A 16,573-nucleotide genomic window follows, 5' to 3' on the forward strand; every position below is an offset into this window, starting at 1 on the left:
AGATCGGCTTACGGCCGATCACGTCCGACGTCGAGGACCAGACGAACCGGCCGGCCATGTTGAACAACGACAGCAGCCCCGCCCGTACGGCAGCCCGCCACCGCGCAGGTCTCCGGCGCCGGCTCGCTGGTGCGGTCGCTGGAGGCGCTCGGCGTCGACGTGGTCTTCGGCATCCCCGGCGGCGCGATCCTTCCGGCGTACGACCCGCTCTACGACTCGACGGTCCGGCACATCCTGGTCCGCCACGAGCAGGGCGCCGGGCACGCGGCCACCGGCTACGCGCAGGCCACCGGCCGGGTCGGCGTCTGCATCGCCACCTCCGGTCCGGGCGCGACGAACCTGGTCACCCCGATCGCCGACGCCTACATGGACTCGGTGCCGATGGTGGCGATCACCGGCCAGGTCGCCCGGCCGTCGATCGGCACGGACGCCTTCCAGGAGGCGGACATCCAGGGCATCACGCTGCCGATCACCAAGCACAACTTCCTGGTGCAGACCCCGGACGAGATCCCCCGGGTGCTGGCCGAGGCGTTCCACCTGGCCTCGACCGGCCGGCCCGGCCCGGTGCTGGTCGACATCCCCAAGGACGTGCTCCAGGCGCCGGCCACCTTCGCCTGGCCGCCCACCCTGGACCTGCCCGGCTACCGGCCCACGCTGCACCCGCACGGCAAGCAGATCCGCGAGGCGGCCCGGCTGATGACCTCGGCCCGCCGCCCGGTGCTCTACGTCGGCGGCGGCGTGCTCAAGGCCGGCGCCACCGAGGGCCTGCGCCGGCTGGCCGAGCTGACCGGCATCCCGGTGGTCACCACGCTGATGGCGCTCGGCGCGTTTCCCGACTCGCACCGCCAGCACCTGGGCATGCCCGGCATGCACGGCACCGTCGCGGCGGTCTACGGCCTGCAGAAGGCCGACCTGATCGTGGCGCTCGGCGCACGCTTCGACGACCGGGTGACCGGCAAGCTGGACTCGTTCGCGCCGGACGCCGCGGTGGTGCACGCCGACATCGACCCGGCCGAGATCGGCAAGAACCGGCACGCCGACGTCCCGATCGTGGGGGACGCCCGGCACGTGATCGACGAGCTGATCGCGGCCGTCACCGCCGAGCACGCCGCCCACCCGGCCGCCGACCTGGCGGACTGGTGGACCCAGCTCGACGACCTGCGCGAGCGCTACCCGCTCGGGTTCGAGGAGCCGGCCGACGGCACGCTCTCCCCGCAGTACGTGATCAAGCGGTTGGGGGAGATCGTCGGCCCGGACGCGGTCTACGTGGCCGGCGTCGGCCAGCACCAGATGTGGGCCAGCCAGTTCATCTCGTACGAGAAGCCGAACACCTGGCTCAACTCCGGCGGCCTGGGCACCATGGGCTACGCCGTGCCCGCGGCGATGGGAGCCAAGGTCGGCAAGCCGGACACCACGGTGTGGGCGGTCGACGGCGACGGCTGCTTCCAGATGACCAACCAGGAGCTTGCCACCTGCGCGCTGGAGGGCATCCCGATCAAGATCGCGGTGATCAACAACGGCAACCTCGGCATGGTGCGGCAGTGGCAGACCCTGTTCTACGGGGAGCGCTACTCCAACACCGAGCTGGGCACCCACAAGCACCGCATCCCGGACTTCGTCAAGCTCGCCGAGGCGCTGGGCTGCGTCGGGCTGCGCTGCGAGAACGCCGCCGACGTGGACAAGACCATCGAGGCGGCGATGGCGATCACCGACGCGCCGGTGGTCATCGACTTCGTGGTCGGCAAGGACGCGATGGTCTGGCCGATGGTGGCCGCCGGCACCAGCAACGACGAGATCATGTTCGCGCGGGGCGTGCGTCCCGCTTTCGACGAGGACGAACTCTAAATGACGATGCACACGCTGTCCGTGCTGGTGGAGAACAAGCCGGGTGTCCTGGCCCGGGTCTCCGGCCTGTTCTCCCGGCGCGGCTTCAACATCGACAGCCTCGCCGTGGGCGAGACCGAGAACCCGGACGTCTCCCGCATCACCATCGTGGTCAACGCCGAGTCCTCCCCGCTGGAGCAGGTGACCAAGCAGCTCAACAAGCTGGTCAACGTCCTCAAGATCGTGGAGCTGGACCCGCAGGTCTCGGTGGCCCGGGAACTGCTGCTGGTCAAGGTCCGCGCGGACCGCTCCGCGCGGGCCCAGGTGCTGGAGACGGTCGGCCTGTTCCGGGCCCGGGTGGTCGACGTCGCGCCGGACACGCTGACCATCGAGGCCACCGGCACGCCGGACAAGCTCGACGCGCTGCTGCGCGACCTGGAGCCGTTCGGCATCAAGGAGATGGTCCAGTCCGGGACCGTCGCGATCGGGCGCGGCTCCCGCGCCATCACCGCCGGCCCGGCGCTGCGCGCCGCCTGATCCGTACCCACAAGTTTTTCGACGGGCCGACGGGCACCGCCGTACGAAAGGGAAGTCAATGAGCGTTGAGGTGTTCTACGACGACGACGCCGACCTGGGCCTGATCCAGGGCCGCAAGGTCGCCGTGATCGGGTACGGCAGCCAGGGCCACGCGCACGCGCTGTCGCTGCGCGACTCCGGCGTCGACGTGGTGATCGGCCTGCCCGCCGGGTCGAAGAGCCGGCCCAAGGCCGAGGAGCAGGGCCTGCGGGTGCTCAGCCCGGCCGAGGCGGCGGCCGAGGCCGACGTGATCATGATCCTGGCGCCGGACACCGCCCAGCGCGGTCTCTACGCCGACGCCATCGCGCCGAACCTGGCGCCGGGCAAGGCGCTGTTCTTCGGGCACGGGTTCAACATCCGGTACGGCCTGATCAAGCCGCCGGCCGACGTGGACGTGGCGATGGTCGCCCCGAAGGGCCCCGGTCACCTGGTCCGCCGCCAGTACGTCGACGGCAAGGGCGTGCCCTGCCTGGTCGCCGTCGAGCAGGACGCCAGCGGTACCGCGTTCGGCCTGGCCCTGGCGTACGCCAAGGCGATCGGCGGCACCCGGGCCGGCGCGATCCGGACCACGTTCACCGAGGAGACCGAGACCGACCTGTTCGGCGAGCAGGCGGTGCTCTGCGGCGGCGCGGCAGCGCTGGTGCAGACCGGTTTCGAGGTGCTCACCGAGGCCGGCTACGCGCCCGAGGTGGCCTACTTCGAGTGCCTGCACGAGCTGAAGCTCATCGTCGACCTGATGTACGAGGGCGGCATCGCCCGGATGCGCTACAGCATCTCCGACACCGCCGAGTACGGCGACCTGTCCCGCGGCCCGCGCGTCATCGACTCCCGGGTCAAGGAGGAGATGCGCAAGATCCTCGGCGAGATCCAGTCCGGCGAGTTCGCCCGCGAGTGGGTGGCCGAGGACGAGGCCGGCCGGCCCAACTTCGCCAAGTGGCGGGCCGAGGGCGCGGCGCACCCGATCGAGGAGACCGGCCAGAAGCTGCGGGCCATGATGAGCTGGGTCGACCGGCCCATCACCGAGACCGCCTGAGCAACCTCCCCGCGCGGCCCGCGACCCGACGCTCTCCCCGGCGTCGGGCCGCGGGCTGCCGTCACCCGTGCCGTGGTGCGGGGCCGGGACGGGACGTGTCGACCACCTCCTCGAGGGCCTCGATCTCGTCCCGGACCAGCGCCGCCTCGTCCTTCCGGTCGAGGCGCCACAGCGTGCGTCCGAGGTTGCGCAGCGGCGTGAGGAGTTCCGCCTGGTCGATTCGCTCCGGGTCGGCCCGCAGCAGGTCGAGGCACTCCCGGTAGATCCCTACTGCCTCGTCGAGTCGGCCGAGGGCGTGCATTCGGTTGCCCAGGTTGCACAGCGCCTCCGCCAACCCCAGCCGAGTCGCCGCCGGGTCGACGGCGAACAGTTGCCGGCGGACGGCCACGCACTCGCGCAGCAGGTCGCCCGATCCGCGCGGGTCACCGACCAGGTTCACCGCCCTGGCCAGCATGAAGAGGGATCGCCCGAGCAGTTCCCGGTAGACCGGGTCCGCGCCGGCCAGCGACCGGGCCAGCTCGACCGCCTCCCGCCCGGCCGCCAACCCGTCCGTCCCGGAGCCCGTCGCGCCTCCGCTCGTCAGGCTGTCCTCGGCCGGTCCGTCCACTGGCGAAGTTCCGGCCCGGCCCGTGGCCTCCGCCGCCGACTCGCCGGGCCCGGTGGAGGTCGACAGGTCGAGCACGGTCAGCGTGCAGCGGATCAGCAGGGCGCGGGCGAGCCGGGGGCGCCACACCTCCGGCAGCCGCCCGGCGTGCTTGCGGCACAGCGAAAGAACCTCGGTCAGCAGGACGTCGGCCGCCGTCCGGTCCCCGGCCGCGAGACGCAGGTCGAGCAGTTCGAAGAGGGCTCGGGCGAGGACGTCGTCGTGGTCGCGGGCGAGCGCCGCTGCCTCCGTCAGAATCGCGGCCGCCTCGTCCGTCCGGCCTGCCCGGGTGGTCAGGTTGCCGAGAACGAGCAGCCCGTGGGGCAGCGCGGCACCGGAGTGCGGCGTCCCTGCCGTCACCATCGCCCGCTGTTGGTCGACGGCCTGCTCCGCGAGCCGCACGGCCGCCTCCGGATCGCCGAGCTGTGCTCGGCACTCCGCCTCGACCAGCATGACCCGGGCCAGCAGCAGCCGTCCCTGCCGGGGCTGGAACCGGCTCCATGCCTCCACGTCGACGCGGGACTCCTCGATCAGGTCGAGGGCTTCCCGTGCCCGGCCGGTGACCGTCAGGCCTTGGGCGAGAGCCGTCGTGGCCGTCGCACCGATGGACATCCACTTGGACCGGCCGTAGATGGAGAGATCGCGGTGCAGCGCCCGCGCCCGCCGTCGGACGGTGATCGCCTCCTCGTGCCGGCCCAGCGTCTCCTGGCAGTCGCCGATCACCAGCAGGGTCTGGGCCAGCCGCATCCGCTCCAGCGGGGCAAGCCGTCCGCAGGTGTCCCACTCCGCCCGTGCCCGCAGCGCCAGCGCGAGCGCCTCCCGTACCTCACCGCACCGCTGCCGCTGGACAGCGAGGAGTCCCCGGGCAGTGGCAAGCACCATCAGCTCCGACCCGCCCTCGACGTCCTCGACGTACCCGATGGCCTCCCGAAGGTAGTCGCTCGCCTCGGCTACGGGCACGACGTCGGGCGCGGCAGCCCGGGCCACCAGCGCCCGGGCCAGGGCGACGCGGTGCTGGTCCGGCCGACGCGCGGCCAGCCGGCGGCAGAGCGCCAGCGCCTCCTGGGCGGCCGCCGTGCGCCGGGAGGTCGAGCCCGGCAGTCCGCTCACCTGGTGGGACCGGGTGACCAACGCCTCGGCCAGGCGGGGACCCCACCGGTCCGGGTCGAGTCGGGTCAGTGGCCGCAGCAGCGCGATCCGGATCACGAGCGACATCAGAGGCTTCCTCCCGTACCGGGTGCTGCCTCCGTTGTACGTGGGCGTCGCCACCCGCTGCGCTCGGTGAACGGGGGATGTCGGGCGTGCGTCGGGCCTGTGTGAGGGCGCTCACCCCGTGGTCCGGGACCCGGAGGGCGGGCCGCCCCCTACCATCCTTGGTGTGGTGCCCCGGCGCACCCGACGGCCATGGCACGGATCGGCGCAGGGCGCAGCGCGGCGTCCCGACGCCCCAGGCCGAACCGATACCGAGCGTCTACGAGGACCGATGAATCCTGTCGTACTGATCGCCGAAGAACTCGCACCCGCCGCCATCGAGGTGCTCGCGCACGACTTCGACGTGCGCCACGTGGACGGCACCGACCGACCGGCACTGCTCTCCGCCCTCTCCGAGGCCGACGCGGTGATCGTACGCAGCGCCACCCAGATCGACGCCGAGGCGATCGCCGCCGCGCCGCGCCTGAAGGTGGTCGCCCGGGCCGGCGTCGGCCTGGACAACGTCGAGGTGCCCGCCGCCACCGCGCGGGGCGTCATGGTGGTCAACGCTCCCACCTCCAACATCGTCTCCGCCGCCGAGCAGGCCGTCGCGCTGCTGCTCGCGGTGGCCCGCAACACCGCCAGCGCCAGCGCCGCGCTCAAGGCCGGCGAGTGGAAGCGGTCCAAGTACACGGGTGTGGAGATCCAGGGCAAGACCGTGGGCGTGGTCGGGCTCGGCCGCATCGGCGTCCTCTTCGCGCAGCGCATCGCCGCCTTCGGCACCCGGATGATCGCGTACGACCCGTACATCCAGCCGGCCCGCGCGGCGCAGCTCGGCGTCCGCCTGGTCGGGCTGGAGGAGCTGCTGCGGGAGAGCGACTTCATCTCGATCCACCTGCCGAAGACGCCGGAGACGGTCGGCCTGATCGGCGAGAAGGAGCTGGCGATCGTCAAGCCGGGCGTCCGGATCGTCAACGCGGCCCGCGGCGGGCTGGTCGACGAGCAGGCGCTCGCGGACGCGATCGCCGAGGGCCGGGTCGCCGGCGCCGGCGTCGACGTGTACGCGAAGGAGCCGTGCACCTCCTCGCCGCTGTTCGCCTTCGACAACGTGGTGGCCACCCCGCACCTGGGCGCCTCCACCAACGAGGCGCAGGACAAGGCCGGTCTCGCGGTGGCCAAGAGCGTCAAGCTCGCGCTCCAGGGCGAGTTCGTGCCGGACGCGGTGAACGTGCAGGCCGGCGGCGTGGTCGCCGAGGACGTCCGCCCGCTGCTGCCGCTGGCCGAGAAGCTGGGCCGGGCCTTCACCGCCCTGGCCGGCGGCGTGGCCGCCAGCGTCACCGTCGAGGTGCGCGGCGAGATCGCCACCCACGACGTGTCGGTGCTCAAGCTCGCCGCCACCAAGGGCCTGTTCAGCTCCGTGGTGGAGGAGCAGGTCACCTACGTCAACGCGCCGCACCTGGCCGCCGAGCGGGGTGTCGAGGTCACGCTCGCCACGCCGGCCGAGACGATCGACCAGCCGAACCTGGTGACCGTGCGCGGCGCGCTGCCGGACGGGCGGACCGTCCGGGTCTCCGGCACGGTGACCCACACCGGTGCCCGGGACGTGCTCAAGCTGACCGAGGTGGACGGCTTCGACGTCGAGATCGGCGCGGAGGGCATCCTGGTCTTCCTGCGCTACGTCGACCGGCCCGGTGTGGTCGGCACGGTCGGTACGCTGCTCGGCGAGGCCGGCGTGAACATCGCCGCCATGCAGGTGGCCCGCCGGGAGGCCGGTGGCGAGACGCTGATGACGCTCACCGTCGACCAGGCGCTCGGCGCCGACCTGCTCACCTCCGCCGCCGACTCGATCGGCGCGGTCGCGGCCAGCGCCGCCGACCTGCGCGACGAGTAGTCCGGACGCAGACGGAAACGGGGCCCGGCCGCAACGGCCGGGCCCTTCGTCGTGCCCGGGTCAGGAACGGACCCGAACCGGGGGTGGGTAGACCGAGCCGTCCTGCGCGTCGAACAGCATCAGGTCGTGCTCGCCGGCCAGCCGCTCGATGTCCAGCAGCACCTGGTCCGGGCAGGTGGGGTACAGGTTCATCTCGACGTGGTCGGCGGCCGCGTGCAGCGGCGCGACCTCCCACGGCGTGCCCGGCCGGGCGGGCCGGTCCGGGTAGCTCGCCGTGATCGCCCGGTAGAAGCCGACCACCCGTGGGTCGGGGTGCTGCTCGCCGTGCCGGCCCTCGCGGCACCGCTGCACCGCCGCCCGCACCTGCTCCGGTGTCGCCCCGTTCGGCAGGGCCCACACGCTCAGATCGAAACTCACGGCGGACAGCGTGCCATCCCGGGCGTGCCACGTCACCTCTGCCCCGCCCGGCGGGTCCACCTGCTGATTGCCGACACGGTGGCGGGGAGTCCGCTGTGGAGACTCTTGCGTCGAGTTGCGTCGATTCGCTAGCGTACCGGTGCGGTTTCCGGCTGAGTCGATTTCCGGCCCGTCTTCGGGTGGCGCGGTCGGTCGCGCGGCCTGTCGGCCCGCACCCCTCGAATGCGCGAGCCACGCGCACTCGTCGCTGACCGGCCCCCACGGTCGTTGCCGAGACCGTGGGGGCCGATCGCGGCCCGCACCCCGGATGCGAGAACGGGGCGCGGTGGCGCGTCAGCGCCAGTGGTGCGCGAAGAGCGGGCGGTAGTCCGATCCGGTGCGGAACCAGGCCAGGCCGGCCGGGCCGGCGGCGTACAGGGCGGTGGCGTAGGCGTCGGCGACCGCGAGGTCCGGGCCCACCACGGTGGCCGCCGCCAGGCGTTCGGTCGGCTCACCGGTGTGCGGGTCGACGACGTGCCCGCGCCGCCCGGTCACCCCGGACGTGCCGACCGCGCCGGCGGTCATCTCCAGCACCAGTGGCGCCCGGCGGGTGTCCGTGGGGTGGTGCACCGCGACCCGCCAGGGTCCGCCGTGCGCGGCGTGGCCGCGTACCGTCAGGTCGGCGCCGCTGAGCACGGCGTAGTCGTGGATGCCGGCGGCGCGCAACCGCGCCGCGGCCCGCTCCACCGCCCAGCCGCCGAGCAGGCCGCCGGGGTCGAAGCCGCCCGGTACCGCCCAGGCGTCGAACCAGCCGTCGGTCGCCGCCCGCATCGCGGCACAGCGGTCCACCAGGTCGGCCAACGGCGGGTACGAGTCGGGGCTGATCTCGTCCCGGCGCAGCCGCGAGACCAGGCTGTCCGGTTGGTTCGGGCCGTAGGTGAGGTCGATGGCGCGCAGTTCCGCGACCGCGTCCCGCAGTGCCTCGCCGACGAGCCGGTGGCCCAGCCAGTCGGGCGCGTTGAGGAGCAGGGTGTACTCGGCGGTGGAGGTGTGCACCGTGTGCCGGACGTCGATCCGGTCGTACCCGCCGCCGCCGGTCCGCTCCACCCGGTGGCTGCGGGCGCCCAGGCGCAGGTCGGGGCGCGGCTGGTGGAACGCCATCTGGTCGACCCAGCGGGTCCGGGGCTGCTCGTCGGCCCAGTGGGCCCGCCGCTGGTCGATCCGCATGACACCCGCCCCCTCGCTGGCCTCCGCCGCGGTGCGGCGATGCCGGTCCCGGGCCCCCGTCGACCCAGTCGATCTGACCATAAGCAGTGGAGATGACCGCACCATGAATGCCGGCTGGGAGCCTGCTGTGCATCGGTTCGTCCCGGATGTTGGAAGCCTCGTACCGGGGGACGGGACGCCGACGTACGGTTGCCCAGAACGTCGAGGTGAGGAGCGTCAGGTGGCACGCATCGCGGTGGTGGCCGGCGACGGCATCGGTCCCGAGGTGGTCGGGCAGGCCCGCAAGGTCCTCGACGCGGTGCTGCCCGGGATCGAGGCGACCGAGTACGACCTGGGCGCCGCCCGCTGGCACCGCACCGGCGAGGTGCTCCCCGACGCGGTCCTCGACGAGCTGGCCGGGCACGACGCCATCCTGCTCGGCGCGGTCGGCGACCCGACCGTGCCGCCGGGCGTGCTGGAGCGGGGCCTGCTGCTCAAGCTCCGGTTCGCCTTCGACCAGTACGTCAACCTCCGCCCGTCCCGGCTCTGGCCCGGCGTGACCGGCCCGCTCGCCGCGGTCAAGCCCGGCGAGGTCGACCTCGTCGTGGTCCGTGAGGGCACCGAGGGGCTGTACGCGGGCGCCGGCGGCACGCTGCACCGGGACACGCCCGCCGAGGTGGCCACCGAGGAGAGCCTGAACACCCGGCACGGCGTCGAGCGGGTGATCCGGGACGCGTTCGCCCGGGCCCGCCGGCGGGAACGCCGCAAGGTCACGCTGGTGCACAAGACCAACGTGCTCACCCACGCCGGCTCGCTCTGGTCGCGGGCGTTCGCCCAGGTGGCCGCCGAGCACCCCGACGTGACCACGGAGTACCAGCACGTCGACGCCGCCGCGATGTTCCTGGTGACGAACCCGTCCCGGTACGACGTGGTGGTGACCGACAACCTGTTCGGCGACATCCTCACCGACATCGCCGCCGCCGTGACCGGCGGCATCGGGCTGGCCGCCAGCGGCTGCATCAACCCGGAGGGGCGCTACCCGTCGATGTTCGAGCCGGTGCACGGCTCCGCGCCGGACATCGCCGGCAAGGGCGTCGCCGACCCGGTGGCGGCCGTGCTCTCCGCCGCGCTGCTGCTCGACCAGCTCGGCCACGCGGATGCCGCCGCGCGGGTCACCGCCGCCGTCGCCACGGAGCTGGCCGCGCGCACCCCCGGCGCGCCGCTGCGCACCGACGAGGTCGGCGACCGGCTCGCCGGGTACGCCGTAGCCTGACCGGGCCGACCCTGCTGGCGGCCCGGTTCCGGGCCGCCAGACCCGTTTCCGGGCCAGCTCCGGCCAATTGGCATCGTCGATGTGCCGGGGCGGAGCTATCCGCTGAACGACCGTTCGGGGTAAGTTTCTGGCACCAGTGACGGCGGCGTGCGATCCCGCACGCCGTGGGACCCGCAGGGAGGTCAGCGCGATGAGCGGTGGTGACAAGCTCGATTTCGAGATCCGTCCGAATCCCGCGCCGGTATCCGCCGCCGACCGGGCCGCCCTCCTGGCGAACCCGGGCTTCGGCCGGGTGTTCACCGACCACATGGTGATCGTCCGCTACGCCGAGGGCAAGGGCTGGTACGACGCCCGGATCGAGGCGCGGGCGCCGATCCCGATGGACCCGGCCGCCGCGGTGCTGCACTACGCGCAGGAGATCTTCGAGGGTCTGAAGGCGTACCGGACCGGCGACGGCGCGGTGACGATGTTCCGTCCGGAGGCCAACGCGGCCCGGTTCGCCGCCTCCGCGCGCCGCCTGGCCATGCCGGAGCTGCCGCCGGAGACGTTCGTCGAGTCGCTGCGGCGGTTGGTCGAGATCGACCAGGAGTGGATCCCGGAGCACGAGGACGCCAGCCTCTACCTGCGCCCGTTCATGTTCGCCAGCGAGGTCTTCCTCGGCGTGCGCCCGGCCAACGAATACCTCTACTGCGTGATCGCCTCGCCGGCCGGGGCCTACTTCGCCGGTGGGGTGAAGCCGGTGACCGTGTGGGTCTCCCCGGACTACACCCGGGCGGCGCCCGGTGGCACCGGCGCGGCCAAGTGCGGCGGCAACTACGCCACCTCGCTGGCGGCGCAGGCCGAGGCGATCGAGGCCGGCTGCGACCAGGTGGTCTTCCTGGACGCGGTGGAGCGGCGGTTCGTCGACGAGCTGGGCGGCATGAACGTCTTCTTCGTCTACGACGACGGCACGCTCGTCACCCCGCCGCTGGGCGGCACCATCCTGCCGGGCATCACCCGCGACGCGGTGCTGACCCTGGCCGCCGAGGCCGGGCACGAGGTGCGCGAACAGCCGGTCAGCTTCGCCGACTGGCAGGCGGACGCGGCCAGCGGCCGGCTGCGTGAGGTGTTCGCCTGCGGCACCGCCGCGGTGATCACCCCGATCGGCGGCGTGCGCTTCCCGGACGGTGAGTTCCTCATCGGCGGCGGTGAGCCGGGCCGGACCACCATGGCACTGCGGCAGAAGCTCGTCGACATCCAGCGCGGCCGCGCCGAGGACCGCCACGGCTGGGTCACCCAGGTCCTCTGACCCACCCGCCCACGTCCGTGATCAGGGAGTTCGCGTCTCCTCCGGCCCGGAGGCCGACGCGAACTCCCTGATCCACGACGCGGGGCGGGGTTACTCCAGGAGGTGGGTGCGGAGGGCGGCCAGCTGGGCCTCGGTGACGCCGGCGTGGGTCAGGTAGCCCTCGATCGAGCCGTAGCCGGCGCGCAGCTCGGCCAGGAACAGCTCCATCGCCTCGGCCGGGGAGGCCAGGAACGGCGGCGGGACCTCCTCCGCGTCCGGCAGGGTGGCTCGCACCCAGGCGCTGAACCGCTCGGACGCGGCGGTGCTCAACGCGTAGTCCGCGACCACGTCGTCGTCGGGCACGCCCAGCACGGCGAGCGTCAGCGCGCAGACGATGCCGGTGCGGTCCTTGCCGGCGACGCAGTGCACCACCACCGGCGCGTTGGCGCTGTCGGCGATCAGGCCGATCGCCTCGGCGAGCCCGGCGGTGCCGGTGCGGGCCAGGTCGGCGTAGCGGTCGGCGAGGTAGCGGGCCAGGCTGACGCCGGAGGACTCGAACTGTCGCGCGGCCCAGTCCTCGTGCTCGGGATGGATGTGCCGGTAGGCGAGCCCGTCGTAGGCCGGCACCCGGCCGTCGCGTTCCACCTCGGTCGGGCGGCGCAGGTCGATCACCGTGCGGATGCCGAGCGCGGTGAACGCGGCCCGGTCGTTCTCGTCGATGCGGTGCAGCGAGTCGGAGCGGTAGAGCCGGCGGCGCCGGACGGTGCGCCCGTCACGGGCGCGGTAGCCGCCGACGTCGCGGAAGTTGAACAACGCGGGAAAGGGTGTCTCCGGGGCGTCCACAGCTGACACGGTAACGGCCGGCGGGGCGTTCGGGAGCCCCGCCGGCCGTGCGAGTGGTGTCAGATCCGGGCCGGGCCGTCCGGCGGCAGCGCGGAGTGGTTCTCGCCGTAGTAGCCGCCGAGCTTGTCCCGGTAGGCGGGATCGGCGTGGTTCGCCTCGTCGTACTCCGGGGCGGCCTTGATCTGGTCCTTGTCCCGGTCGACGTAGACCTTCTGCTCGTCGTGGTCGACGTGGTTCACGGTGCCGGCCGGCAGCATGACCTTCTTGCCGAAGATCCACGGGCCGGTGTCGACCACCAGGTAGCTGTCGTCCACCTCGTGGCTCGCCTTGTCGATCTTGCCGATGCTGCCGTCGGTGGCCTCCACCTTGTAGCCGGTGAGGTCCGCGCTGGCCACGCCGGCCTGGTCGCGGTAACGCCACGGGTCGAACGCGCCGGCGGGTGCGCCGCCGGCGTGGGCGCCCTGGCCGCCGTCGCGAACCGGGTCGGTGGCGCCGTGCGTGGTGTGCGGGTCGAGCCTGTCCATAGGGGCAACTCCTGTCCCGACTGTCACAGTCGTCAAGGGAGTGAAAGTCACGCTGTCCCGCGAATTCCTACCCGTTGACCGGCTTTCCAACCCTTCGGAAGACCGCCGAGGGCCGGCGCCGCGATCCGCGACGCCGGCCCGCTCGTGGGGGTCGTGCGACCGGTCAGGCCAGCGCGGCCTCCGCGTCGAGGGTCACCGCGGCGGCGTGCACGACAGCGGCGATCCGCAGCCCCTCGTGCACCTGGTCGCGGCTGAAGCCGGCCGCGCGCAGCGTCTTCTCGTGCGACTCCAGACAGACGCCGCACCCGGTGATCGCCGAGACGGCCAGGCACCACAGCTCGAAGTCGGTCTTCTCCACGCCCGGGCGGGCGATGATCTGCATCCGCAGGCGGGCCGGCAACGACGCGTACTGGTCGTCGCCGATCAGGTGCTTGGCCCGGTAGTAGACGTTGTTCATCGCCATGACCGCCGCCGCGCCCTTGGCCGCCTCGACCGCTTCCGGCGTGAGGTGGCCGGCCGCCTCGGCGGCGATCTCCCGCAGCACCACCGGGTTGCGGGACGCCACCGCGCAGGCCAGCGCCGTGCCCCACGCCTGCTCCGGCTTGAGCGTCGAGGTGGTGATGGTGGAGCTCAGGTTGAGCCGGATGTCCTTGGCGTAGTCGGGCAGGGCCGCCTTGACCGCGTCCAGACCCATCGTCAGGCCCCGGCGCCGGAGAGGAGGGCGTTGGCGTCAAGCGTGGCCCCGCCCTTGTTCCAGTTGCACGGGCAGAGCTCGTCGGTCTGCAGCGCGTCGAGCACCCGCAGGACCTCGGAGACGTTGCGGCCGACCGAACCGGCGGTCACCATGGCGAACTGGATCTCGTTGTTCGGGTCCACGATGAAGGTGGCCCGCTGCGCGACACCGTCGGCGCCGAGCACGCCGCAGGCCTCGGTCAGCTCGCGCTTGATGTCGCTGAGCATCGGGAAGGGCAGCTCGCGCAGGTCCGGGTGGTCCTTTCGCCAGGCGTAGTGGACGAACTCGTTGTCCACGGAGACGCCGAGCACCTGGGCGTCCCGGTCGGCGAACTCGCCGTTGAGGCGACCGAACTCGGCGATCTCGGTCGGGCAGATGAAGGTGAAGTCCTTCGGCCAGAAGAAGACGACGCGCCACTGGCCCTCGTGGGACTTGTGGTGGATCGTCTCGAACGCCTTGTCGGCGTCGAGCGAGACGCAGGCGGTGAGTTCGTACTCGGGGAAGTGGTCACCGACAGTGAGCACGGGTCCTCCTAGACGGTGGTCGGGCGTGGGTGGCCCGACCGGTAACTGGATCAGTTCCAGATACTTCCGTAGTGCCGTTTCGGCTCGTGGGCGGTGGTCACGCGTGTGAAGACGATCACCGGCGAAAGGCGGCGTCCCGGGATGTGGATTTCGCCTCCCAAAAAGCGGCGGAGGTGGCAGAGTGCTCGTCGTGACCAGCTCTGTCCTGATCATTGGCAGCTAGCGCGCCGGCCTTCCCCTCCGCCGAGCGCGCAGACCTCCCGCATCCGCGGGGGGTCTTTTTGTTGCCCCCCCGGGCACGAGAAGAGGACTCCGATGACCTTCCAGGTGTACGACACGACGCTGCGCGACGGTGCCCAGCGTGAAGGCCTCAGCTACTCGGTGGTCGACAAGCTGGCGGTGGCCCGCCTGCTCGACGACCTCGGGGTCGGCTTCATCGAGGGCGGCTGGCCGGGGGCGGTACCCAAGGACACCGAGTTCTTCCGCCGGGCCCGTACCGAGCTGGAGCTGCGGCACGCGGTCCTGGTCGCCTTCGGCGCCACCCGCAAGGCCGGCCTGGCGGTCGAGGACGACCCGCAGGTGCGGGGGCTGCTCGACGCCGGGACGCCGGCGGTGGCGCTGGTCGCCAAGGCGGACCTGCGGCACGTCGAGCGGGCGTTGCGCACCACCGCCGAGGAGAATCTGGCGATGATCCGCGACACCGTCGCGTACCTGGTGGCGCAGGGGCGGCGGGTCTTCGTCGACGGGGAGCACACCTTCGACGGCTTCCGCCACGACCCGGGCTACACCGCCGCCGTGGCGCAGGCCGCGCTGGCCGCCGGCGCCGAGCGGTTCGTGCTCTGCGACACCAACGGCGGCATGCTGCCCTCCCAGGTTACCGCCGCGATCGCCGACCTGGTCGAGCGGACCGGCATCGCCCCGGAGCGGCTGGGCATGCACGCCCAGAACGACACCGCGTGCGCGGTCGCCAACACGATCGCGGCGGTCGAGGCCGGCGTCCGGCACGTGCAGGGCACCGCCAACGGCTACGGCGAACGCCCCGGCAACGCCGACCTCTTCGCGATCGTGGCCAACCTCCAGCTCAAGCTCGGCATGCCCGTCCTACCGGAGGGCTGCCTGGAACAGATGGTGCGGGTCTCGCACGCCATCGCCGAGATCGCCAACATCGCCCCCGACACCCACCAGGCCTACGTCGGGGCCGCCGCCTTCGCCCACAAGGCGGGGCTGCACGCGAGCGCGATCAAGGTCGACCCGTTGCTCTACAACCACGTCGACCCGGCCGTGGTGGGCAACGACATGCGGATCCTGGTGACCGAGATGGCCGGCCGGGCCAGCATCGAGCTCAAGAGCCGCGAGCTCGGCCTGGACCTGGCCGGTCATCCGGACGCGCTGTCCTCGGTCACCGCGCGGGTCAAGGAACTGGAGGCCGGCGGCTGGTCGTTCGAGGCCGCCGACGCCTCGTTCGAGCTGTTGGTCCGCTCGGAGCTGCCGGACGCGGCGCCGGCCCGGCCGTTCGCGCTCGAGTCGTACCGGGTGCTGGTCGAGCACCGCGAGGACGGCGCGGTCGTCTCCGAGGCGACCGTGAAGATCCGGGTACGCGGCGAGCGCGTGATCGCCACCGCCGAGGGCAACGGCCCGGTCAACGCGTTGGACGAGGCGCTGCGGGTAGGGCTGGCCCGGCACTACCCGGAGCTGCGCGACTTCGAGCTGGCCGACTACAAGGTCCGCATCCTGGAGGGCAGCCACGGCACCGGCGCGGTGACCCGGGTGCTTGTCGAGACCGCCGGCGCGGGCCGGGACTGGACCACCGTGGGCGTGCACCCCAACGTGGTCGAGGCCAGCTGGCACGCCCTGGTCGACGCGCTCACCTACGGCCTGGACCGGGCCCGGGTGCAGGGCGGGGCGACCGCCTGAGCCGGTGGGCTCACGCCGCCGGCAGGCGCAGTTCGGCCAGCAGCGCCCGGTGGTCGCTGCCGGGCACCGGCCAGGTGCCGGCGGCGCGGACCGCGATCCGCCGGTCGACGAGCACATGGTCGATGGTGACCGGCGGGATCGGATCCCCGTCGTACGGGCCCCACGTGCCACCGAGCCCGGCGCCGGTCGCGTCGGCGGCGTCGGTGTAGCCGGTCGCGATCAGGTCGCGCAGCGCCGCGTGGTCCAGGGTGGCGTTGAAGTCCCCGGCCAGCACCGTGAGCCCGCCGGCCGGGGTGGCCGGCGGCTGCGCGCGCTGGTCGGTCCACCAGTCCGGCACCACGTCGACCGCGTACGGCGCGGCCGGGTGCGCCGACTCCACCCGCAGCGGCGGTGCTCCCGGCACCGCCACCGTGCCGTACGCCTGGGTGAAGAAGAAGCCCCGGTTGCGCCGGTGGCCGGTGTCGCTCAGCGGGTGGCGGGCGTACAGGCCGGATCCGGTGGCGCCCACCTCGGGGCTCAGCGACCGGTGCGGCAGCAGCGTGGCCAGGCCGAGCCGGTCGAGGTCGGCGGCGAGCTGCGGGGTGAGTTCCTGCACGGTGAGCACGTCCACCCGCCGCGCCCGGACCAGGTCCACCAGGGCTGCCGGGTCGGCCGAGCCGAGGCGCAGGTTGGCGGTGAGCAGCCGCAGCGTCGGGCCGGTGGCCGGTGGCCGGTCGTCCGGCAGCGCGCGCGGGG

14 protein-coding genes and 1 pseudogene are annotated in these 16,573 nt (G+C 72.9%); 7 read left to right on the forward strand and 8 right to left on the reverse strand.

The window, feature by feature from the left end:
* Window positions 1-66 precede the first annotated feature (66 nt).
* The 3 genes and pseudogenes from HUW36_RS10050 to ilvC form a co-directional block, all read left to right on the forward strand.
* Window positions 67-1,845, forward strand: a pseudogene (locus HUW36_RS10050) (acetolactate synthase large subunit); the annotation flags it as partial.
* The gene (ilvN, locus tag HUW36_RS10055) at window positions 1,846-2,361 is read left to right on the forward strand and encodes an acetolactate synthase small subunit (protein WP_099162192.1); all 516 of its coding nucleotides are present in this window, start codon (window positions 1,846-1,848) and stop codon (window positions 2,359-2,361) included.
* Window positions 2,362-2,419: 58 nt separating this feature from the next.
* Window positions 2,420-3,433 carry a ketol-acid reductoisomerase gene (ilvC, locus tag HUW36_RS10060; RefSeq protein WP_174527883.1) on the forward strand — a complete coding sequence of 338 codons (1,014 nt, stop codon included), beginning with the start codon at window positions 2,420-2,422 and terminating at the stop codon, window positions 3,431-3,433.
* Between the two features lie 61 nt (window positions 3,434-3,494).
* Here ilvC and HUW36_RS10065 read toward each other — a convergent pair whose 3' ends face one another.
* Window positions 3,495-5,291: a tetratricopeptide repeat protein gene (locus HUW36_RS10065; protein ID WP_174527884.1), complete on the reverse strand. Its 1,797-nt coding sequence runs from the start codon at window positions 5,289-5,291 to the stop codon at window positions 3,495-3,497.
* Window positions 5,292-5,559: 268 nt separating this feature from the next.
* Here HUW36_RS10065 and serA point away from each other — a divergent pair, with 268 nt between their 5' ends.
* Window positions 5,560-7,158, forward strand: coding sequence for a phosphoglycerate dehydrogenase (gene serA, locus HUW36_RS10070; RefSeq protein WP_174527885.1), 1,599 nt, complete (start codon window positions 5,560-5,562; stop codon window positions 7,156-7,158).
* 60 nt (window positions 7,159-7,218) lie between these two features.
* On the opposite strand, the gene HUW36_RS10075 is transcribed toward serA, so the two are convergent.
* Together HUW36_RS10075 and HUW36_RS10080 are read right to left on the reverse strand one after the other, a co-directional pair.
* Window positions 7,219-7,575 (reverse strand): hypothetical protein, encoded by a 357-nt coding sequence (locus HUW36_RS10075; protein WP_174527886.1) that lies wholly within the window; start codon window positions 7,573-7,575, stop codon window positions 7,219-7,221.
* Window positions 7,576-7,908: 333 nt separating this feature from the next.
* A complete protein-coding gene (locus HUW36_RS10080; protein ID WP_174527887.1) occupies window positions 7,909-8,781 on the reverse strand; it encodes an FAD:protein FMN transferase in 873 nt (290 codons plus the stop codon).
* A gap of 220 nt (window positions 8,782-9,001) precedes the next feature.
* Between HUW36_RS10080 and HUW36_RS10085 the strand changes: the two genes are divergently transcribed.
* Together HUW36_RS10085 and HUW36_RS10090 are read left to right on the forward strand one after the other, a co-directional pair.
* A complete protein-coding gene (locus HUW36_RS10085; RefSeq protein WP_174527888.1) occupies window positions 9,002-10,033 on the forward strand; it encodes a 3-isopropylmalate dehydrogenase in 1,032 nt (343 codons plus the stop codon).
* Between the two features lie 190 nt (window positions 10,034-10,223).
* The gene (locus HUW36_RS10090) at window positions 10,224-11,321 is read left to right on the forward strand and encodes a branched-chain amino acid aminotransferase (protein ID WP_174527889.1); all 1,098 of its coding nucleotides are present in this window, start codon (window positions 10,224-10,226) and stop codon (window positions 11,319-11,321) included.
* Window positions 11,322-11,411: 90 nt separating this feature from the next.
* On the opposite strand, the gene HUW36_RS10095 is transcribed toward HUW36_RS10090, so the two are convergent.
* The 4 genes from HUW36_RS10095 to HUW36_RS10110 form a co-directional block, all read right to left on the reverse strand.
* Window positions 11,412-12,152: a tyrosine-protein phosphatase gene (locus HUW36_RS10095; RefSeq protein ID WP_174527890.1), complete on the reverse strand. Its 741-nt coding sequence runs from the start codon at window positions 12,150-12,152 to the stop codon at window positions 11,412-11,414.
* Window positions 12,153-12,202: 50 nt separating this feature from the next.
* Window positions 12,203-12,667, reverse strand: a complete 465-nt coding sequence (locus HUW36_RS10100) for a PRC-barrel domain-containing protein (RefSeq protein WP_174527891.1) — start codon at window positions 12,665-12,667, stop codon at window positions 12,203-12,205.
* Between the two features lie 163 nt (window positions 12,668-12,830).
* Window positions 12,831-13,361, reverse strand: coding sequence for an alkylhydroperoxidase, AhpD family (gene ahpD / locus HUW36_RS10105; protein WP_091580544.1), 531 nt, complete (start codon window positions 13,359-13,361; stop codon window positions 12,831-12,833).
* A 2-nt stretch (window positions 13,362-13,363) separates the two neighbouring features.
* Complete coding sequence (locus HUW36_RS10110; RefSeq protein WP_174527892.1) at window positions 13,364-13,924, reverse strand: peroxiredoxin; 561 nt, start codon at window positions 13,922-13,924, stop codon at window positions 13,364-13,366.
* 315 nt (window positions 13,925-14,239) lie between these two features.
* On the opposite strand from HUW36_RS10110, the gene cimA reads away from it, so the two are divergent.
* The gene (cimA, locus tag HUW36_RS10115) at window positions 14,240-15,838 is read left to right on the forward strand and encodes a citramalate synthase (protein WP_174527893.1); all 1,599 of its coding nucleotides are present in this window, start codon (window positions 14,240-14,242) and stop codon (window positions 15,836-15,838) included.
* A gap of 10 nt (window positions 15,839-15,848) precedes the next feature.
* On the opposite strand, the gene HUW36_RS10120 is transcribed toward cimA, so the two are convergent.
* Window positions 15,849-16,573: endonuclease/exonuclease/phosphatase family protein (locus HUW36_RS10120; RefSeq protein WP_174527894.1), on the reverse strand; the 725-nt coding region annotated here is incomplete at its 5' end.

This window comes from Micromonospora maritima, from assembly GCF_902825405.1.
GTDB classification, from domain to species: domain Bacteria; phylum Actinomycetota; class Actinomycetes; order Mycobacteriales; family Micromonosporaceae; genus Micromonospora; species Micromonospora maritima.